The organism is Methanoculleus sp. UBA413, from assembly GCF_002502935.1.
Taxonomy (GTDB): Archaea; Halobacteriota; Methanomicrobia; order Methanomicrobiales; family Methanoculleaceae; genus Methanoculleus; species Methanoculleus bourgensis.
Map to the genome: position 1 here is coordinate 1 of NZ_DAQR01000112.1, position 6,427 is coordinate 6,427.

5 protein-coding genes are annotated in these 6,427 nt (G+C 62.7%); all 5 read left to right on the forward strand.

Features of this window, described 5'->3' with window-relative positions:
* Positions 1 to 2,375 (forward strand): DNA topoisomerase I (locus BP858_RS09165; protein WP_286879341.1); only part of this gene is annotated, 2,375 nt, incomplete at its 5' end.
* A 4-nt stretch (positions 2,376 to 2,379) separates the two neighbouring features.
* The gene (locus tag BP858_RS09170) at positions 2,380 to 3,072 is read left to right on the forward strand and encodes a phosphoglycerol geranylgeranyltransferase (protein WP_062265715.1); all 693 of its coding nucleotides are present in this window, start codon (positions 2,380 to 2,382) and stop codon (positions 3,070 to 3,072) included.
* A gap of 3 nt (positions 3,073 to 3,075) precedes the next feature.
* Complete coding sequence (locus BP858_RS09175) at positions 3,076 to 3,774, forward strand: RNA methyltransferase (RefSeq protein WP_062265712.1); 699 nt, start codon at positions 3,076 to 3,078, stop codon at positions 3,772 to 3,774.
* A 26-nt stretch (positions 3,775 to 3,800) separates the two neighbouring features.
* Entirely contained in the window at positions 3,801 to 4,358 is a 558-nt protein-coding gene (gene dcd, locus BP858_RS09180; RefSeq protein WP_074175451.1) for a dCTP deaminase, read from the forward strand.
* Positions 4,359 to 4,484: 126 nt separating this feature from the next.
* Positions 4,485 to 6,320, forward strand: coding sequence for a threonine--tRNA ligase (locus BP858_RS09185; RefSeq protein ID WP_062265705.1), 1,836 nt, complete (start codon positions 4,485 to 4,487; stop codon positions 6,318 to 6,320).
* Positions 6,321 to 6,427 lie beyond the last annotated feature (107 nt).

Here is a 6,427-nt window from a genome sequence, read left to right on the forward strand (position 1 = left end):
CAGAGATACGGTCAGCCTTTGAGGACCCAACAGACCTCGACTTTGCGCTCGCGGCTGCCGGTGAGGCCCGGCAGATGGTCGACCTGATGTGGGGAGCGTCGCTGACCAGGTTCATCAGTCTCGCGGCCCGGCGGGGCGGCAGGAATATCCTATCAGTAGGTCGGGTCCAGAGTCCGACGCTTGCTATGATCGTGAACCGGGAGCGCGAGATCGAGAACTTCGTCCCCCAGACCTACTGGATGCTCTCGCTCATGACCGAGAAGGACGAACAACCGGTGGAGGCGCGGCACACCGCCGGTCGGTTCACCGACCACGAAACGGCTCTTGCTGCAGAGGCAGGGACAAAGGAGCCGCTCGTGGTCACGGATGTGAAAGAGGGGCAGAAGAACGACCGGGCGCCGGCCCCGTTCGACACCACGACATTCATCGTCGCAGCGAGCCGCCTGGGTCTCTCGGCGGCAAATGCGATGCGGCTTGCTGAAGACCTCTACATGAACGGGTACATCTCCTACCCGAGGACCGACAACACGGTCTACCCGAAGTCCCTGAACCTGAACGGGATCCTGGAGACGCTTCGGGGAGGAGTGTTTGATGCTGACGTCGCCTGGGTGCAACAGCACCGGCGGCCGGTCCCGACGCGGGGCAAGAAGGAGAGCACGGACCATCCCCCGATCCATCCCACGGGCGCGGCAACCCGGGAGGCCCTCGGACAGGACCGGTGGAAGGTCTACGAACTCATTGTCCGCCGGTTCCTTGCGACCCTCTCCCCCGACGCGACGTGGGCAACCGTCAGGTGCACCTTCGACGCCTCCGGCGAACCCTACGCTGCCACTGGCAGCCGGCTCCTCTCCGCGGGATGGCGCCGGGTCTACCCCTACTCGGAGGCGAAGGAGAAGATCCTCCCGGTGCTTACTGCGGGAGAACGCCTGCCTATCAGGAGCGTGAACCTCGAAGAGAAGCAGACGCAGCCGCCGCCCCGCTACTCCCAGAGCCGGCTCATCCAGGTGATGGAGGAGCACGGCCTCGGGACGAAGAGCACCCGGCACGAGGTGATCGGCAAACTCATCTCCCGCCGCTACGTGGAGGGGAACCCGCTCCGCCCGACGCTCGTCGGGAGGGCAGTCACGGATGCGCTCGACAACCATGCAGCGACGATCACGGAGCCTGAGATGACCAGGACGCTTGAAGAGCATATGCAACTCATCAAGCAGCGCGAACGCTCCCGCGAAGACGTCGTCACCGAGTCCCGCGGGATGCTTCACCGGGTCTTTGACAAACTCGAGGCGCACGAGGAGGTGATCGGCGAGGAGATCATGGAGCAGACCGCGGAGGAGCACACCGTCGGCCCCTGTCCTGTCTGCGGCCACGACCTCCGGATCCGGCACATCGGCATCTCCCAGTTCATCGGGTGCACCGGCTACCCGGAGTGCCGGTTCAACATCAGCCTGCCCGGCAGCACCTGGGGACGGGCGATCCGGCTGGACGAGACCTGTGAGGAGCACGGGCTCTCCCACGTCCGCCTGATCCGGAAAGGCTCCCGGCCCTGGACGATAGGCTGTCCGCTCTGCAGCCACATCGAGTCGAACATCGAGGCGCTCCGGATGATGCCCTCGATGACCGACGACCTCATGCAGCGCCTGCACGCGCACCATATCTATACGGTCTCTGAGATCGCGGGCATGCAGCCTCCCGACCTCTCGGGGTTCATCGGTGTCGACACCGGGGAGGCCGGCCAGCTCATCAGGGAGGCAGGGGACGCGCTCGAGGTCCTCCGCCGCCGCTCGGAACTGAAGAAGTTTATCAGGAAGGTCATCCCCCCGCGCAGGGGACGGAGCCACGCGAAGATCACGAGAAACCTCCTCGAGCAGGGGATCGGGGATATCCGCGCGCTTTCACAGGCAGACCCTGCGGTCCTGAAGAAGGCCGGCATAGGCGATGCCGGGGCGACGGAACTCCTGGAGGCTGCCCGCGGGCTCTGCAACGAGCGCGCCCTCCGGGAGGCCGGGGTCCCCGCGGTCAGCCTGAAGAAGTACCAGGCCGGCGGCGTCGCAAGCCCTGACGACCTCTGCTACCTCCCCATCCCCTACCTCTCAAGCAAAACCGGCATTAATCCGGAAACCGTACATAAACATGTGGATCTGGTCTGCAGCCATCTTGGTCGCCCCACCCCGGCGAAGATCACCAAAGCGGTGCTCGAACGCGGACGAAAGGAACTCCTGGCGATCCCCGGCATCGGGGAGGCGACCGTGCAGAGGCTCTACCTTGCAGGCATCTACGACACCGCCACGCTTCGTGAGGCCGACCCGGAGAAGGTCTCATCGATCACCGGCATCGCAGAGGCCCGACTCCACGACTACATTGGCCATCTGAAGTGACACCATGCACGCGAACTGGAAGACCTGGGCACACGTGACGAAACTGGATCCTGACAAACACCTCCCGCCGGGCGCCGTCGAGGAGATCGTGACGAGCGGTACCGATGCCCTGATGCTCTCGGGCACCCTGAACGTGACGCAGGAGAACCTCCGCGAACTCCTGGATATGGTCTCGGCCTACGGGCTGCCGCTGGTGGTGGAACCGGCGAGCCCCGACTGCGCCATATTCGACGGGGAGGTCGACCACCTCTTTGTCCCGAGCGTGATGAACACGAGCGACGCACGCTGGATCATCGGGAAGCACTACGCCTGGCTCCGTAACGGCGGTAGCATCAACTGGGATATCGTGGTGCCCGAGGCATACATCGTCCTCAACCCGGCCTCCGCCGTCGGGCGGGTGACCGGGGCGGACTGCACTCTCGCAAAGGAGGATGTGGCCGCGTTCGTGGGAGTGGCAGACCGCTACTTCCGGTTCCCGATCGTCTATATCGAGTACAGCGGGACCTATGGGGATCCAGATATCGTGCGGGCGGCATCTGATGCGATCGAGCACGCTATCCTCTACTACGGCGGCGGTATCCGCTCGGCTGAGCAGGCGGCGGAGATGGGGAGTATCGCCGACACAATCGTCGTAGGGAACGCCGTCTACGAGGACGGGGTCGATGTGCTCCGGGCTACGGTCCGGGCGGTACAGTGATACATGCCTGAGGTCTCAATTGTCCTGATAGAACCCCTCTACGAGGGAAACGTCGGGTTCGCCGCCCGGGTGATGAAGAACTTCGGGTTTACCAGGCTGGTCCTGGTCAACCCCTGCCCGTTCGGCAATGAGGCCATTATGCGCGCCTCCCATGCCCGCGATGTCCTTGATGGCGCCCGCCGGATGACGACCGATGAGGTCTACCGGGAGTTTGATTTCGTGGTCGCAACGACCGGCGAGGTGAGCAAATCTGTCTGCACCGCGATGCGGATGCCCTACTACGCGCCGGCAGAGGTCAGGGAGATCATCGCCGATATCGACGGGACGGTTGCGGTCCTCTTCGGGCGGGAGAACTGGGGCCTCGCGAACGAAGAACTCGCGCGTGCAAACCTCATCTGCACCATCCCAACCTCCGAGGCATACCCTATCCTGAACCTCTCCCACGCGGTGGGCATCCTCTGCTACGAGCTTGCGAACCTGCCGCGCGGGACCTACCCCCTGGCCGGGCAGGTCGAGATGAAGTCGCTCTACCGGCACCTCGACGCATTCCTGGACCGGATCGACCACCCTGATTTCAAGCGGGAGAACACGATGATCCTCCTCCGCCGGGTCTTCGGCCGGACAAAACTGACCACCCGCGAGGTGAGCACGCTCCACGGCCTGATGCGCAGGGCGGAGTGGCATATGGAAAACAAAGACTAACTGGCTTTGAGGAGAGATCTAGGAGCATGATTCTTGTCGACTGGCAGATAGAAGACCGTATCAGGCATGGGTACATCAAGGTGGAACCCTACGATCCCGGCCTGATCCAGCCAAACTCACTCGATATCAGGCTCGGTTCCCACTTTGTCTGGTACGTTCCGGGAGATACCGTGATCGACCCATACGAGAAGGAGAGCGTCTGCGCAGGTGTGGAGGAGATGGTTGCCGACTCGATCGTCCTCGCCCCCGGGCAGTTTCTCCTCGCCGAGACCCTGGAAGCGATCGAACTCCCCGACGACGTCGTGGCGAGCATCGAGGGGAAAAGCAGCATCGCGCGTCTTGGGATCGAACTCCACCAGACGGGAGGCTGGATCGATGCGGGGTTCCGGGGGACAATAACGCTTGAGATGTGCAACGTGAACTCCCGGCCGGTCCGGGTCTACGCGGGGATGCCGATCGGGCAACTGGTCTTCTACCGCACAGACCGCGCCGCGCGCCCGTATAACATGAAGCGGGACGCGAAGTATATGGACCAGCGGCAAGCGACCCTCTCCCGCTACCACGAGAATGCGCGTAGCGCGTGAAGCTCGCGCGCATTCTGCCGCTCGAAGCGGGAAGGGATGGGCGGGGCTTCATGTGCTCCCGCCCGAAGAGCGTTATGCACTATATAGCAGGAAAACAGATATTGAACGGTTCAACTGGGGATAACAATGCGACTTCTTCTGATCCACTCTGATCATATCGAGTACGAGGCCCGGAAGAAGACGAAGGTCGCCGAAGAGGATGCGGTCCCAAAGGACGCCCTCGATGAGGCGCTCGCCGTCTTCTGCGCGGTTGAGTCTGTCGACGAGGAGAATATCGAGGATGCTATCCGGCAGGCGGCGGACGAGATCGTCACCACTGCCCGGCAGCTTGGCACCACCAATATCATGATCTACCCCTACGCTCACCTCTCCTCCGACCTTGCATCGCCGAAAGCGGCGGTGAATGTTCTCCGGGGTCTTGCCGAGGCCATCACCGGGATGGACGGGTTTGTTGTAAAACGGGCGCCGTTTGGCTGGTACAAGGCCTTCTCGCTCTCCTGCAAGGGCCACCCGCTCTCGGAACTCTCCCGGACGATCGTGCCCGGCGAAGGTGCGGCTGCCCCGAAGAAGGAGATCGAGCACGAGTTCTTTGTCTTCACCCCCGAAGGGGAACGAAAAGACGTGGCCGACTACGTAAAGGAGAACACGCCCTTCGCCTCCCTGATCAGGAAAGAACTCGGGTATCCGGGGCCGGAGGGAATCGAGCCCGCCCACGTGGACCTGATGCGGGCCAAGGAACTTGTGGAGTACGAGCCGCGCTCTGATGTCGGGCACCACCGCTGGATGCCCCGGGGCAAGCTGATCCGGGATCTCCTTGCCGACTATGTCCTTGCGCATGTGCTTGAGTACGGCGGGATGCCGGTGGAGACCCCGGTGATGTACGACCTTGGCGACCAGGCGATCGCGGAGCACGCCGCCAAGTTCGGGGAACGGCAGTACCGGTTCAAGAGCGGCAACCGTGATATGATGCTCCGGTTTGCCGCGTGTTTTGGGATGTTCTCGATCATGCACGATATGCACATCTCGCCAAACACCCTCCCGATGAAACTCTACGAGCTCTCGACCTACTCGTTCCGGCACGAGCAGAAGGGCGAAGTGATCGGTCTGAAGCGCCTCCGCGCCTTCACGATGCCTGATATGCATACCCTCTGCCGGGATGTGGACGATGCACTCGCAAGTTTCGAGGAGCAGCTCGCGATCGGCTGGAAGAGCGGTGAGGATCTCGAGACCCCGCTTGTGGGGGTCTTCCGGTGCACCCGGGACTTCTTTGAGCAGTATGAACTCTGGATAAAGAACCTCGTCGCGAAGTCGGGCGTGCCGATGTTGATTGAGATCCTCTCGGAGCGGACGCACTACTGGATCGCGAAGGCCGACCTCGCGGCGATCGATGCACAGGGGAGGCCAATCGAGAACCCGACGGTCCAGATCGACGTGGAGAGCGCAGACCGGTTTGACATCAAGTACTACACTCCGGAAGGGGCGGAAGTCCATCCCCCGATCCTTCACTGCTCGCCGACGGGCTCGATCGAGCGGGTGATATGCGCGCTGCTTGAGAACACAGCAACCCAGGATGTCCCCTCGTTCCCGACCTGGCTCGCGCCGACCCAGGTTCGGCTGGTGCCGGTGGCGGAGCGGCATATCTGCTTTGCGGAGGAGATCTGCGCACGCTTCAATGCTGCCTGTATCAGAGCAGACGTCGACGACCGGGACGAGAGCGTGAACAAGAAGATTCGCGGGGCCGGGATGGACTGGGTGCCCTACGTCGCGGTGATCGGCGACCAGGAGGCCGAGACCGGCCGGCTCACGGTCACCATCAGGAAACTCTCGGAGAAGAAGAAGCCCTATAAGGAGACGATGACCGAGGACGAACTCATCCAGGCGGTGAAGATGGAGACTGCCGGAAAGCCCTTCCGCCCCCTCTACACCCCGAGGAACCTCTCCCGGAAGCCCCGGTTCATCTAATCAATCTCTTTTTTTCGCGGGGCCGGTTCAGGGTATCCTGGTGTTCTGCCCCTCAGGCCTGTGCATCACGGCGTTGGACTTTGGTGAAACCCTACCTGTTCACCCCG

Bases quoted from the DNA above. Each gene is read 5' to 3' on its own strand.
- BP858_RS09175 (WP_062265712.1), top strand. From the start codon at position 3,076: ATGCCTGAGGTCTCAATTGTCCTGATAGAACCCCTCTACGAGGGAAAC.
- BP858_RS09185 (WP_062265705.1), top strand. From the start codon at position 4,485: ATGCGACTTCTTCTGATCCACTCTGATCATATCGAGTACGAGGCCCGG.
- BP858_RS09170 (WP_062265715.1), top strand. From the start codon at position 2,380: ATGCACGCGAACTGGAAGACCTGGGCACACGTGACGAAACTGGATCCT.
- dcd (WP_074175451.1), top strand. From the start codon at position 3,801: ATGATTCTTGTCGACTGGCAGATAGAAGACCGTATCAGGCATGGGTAC.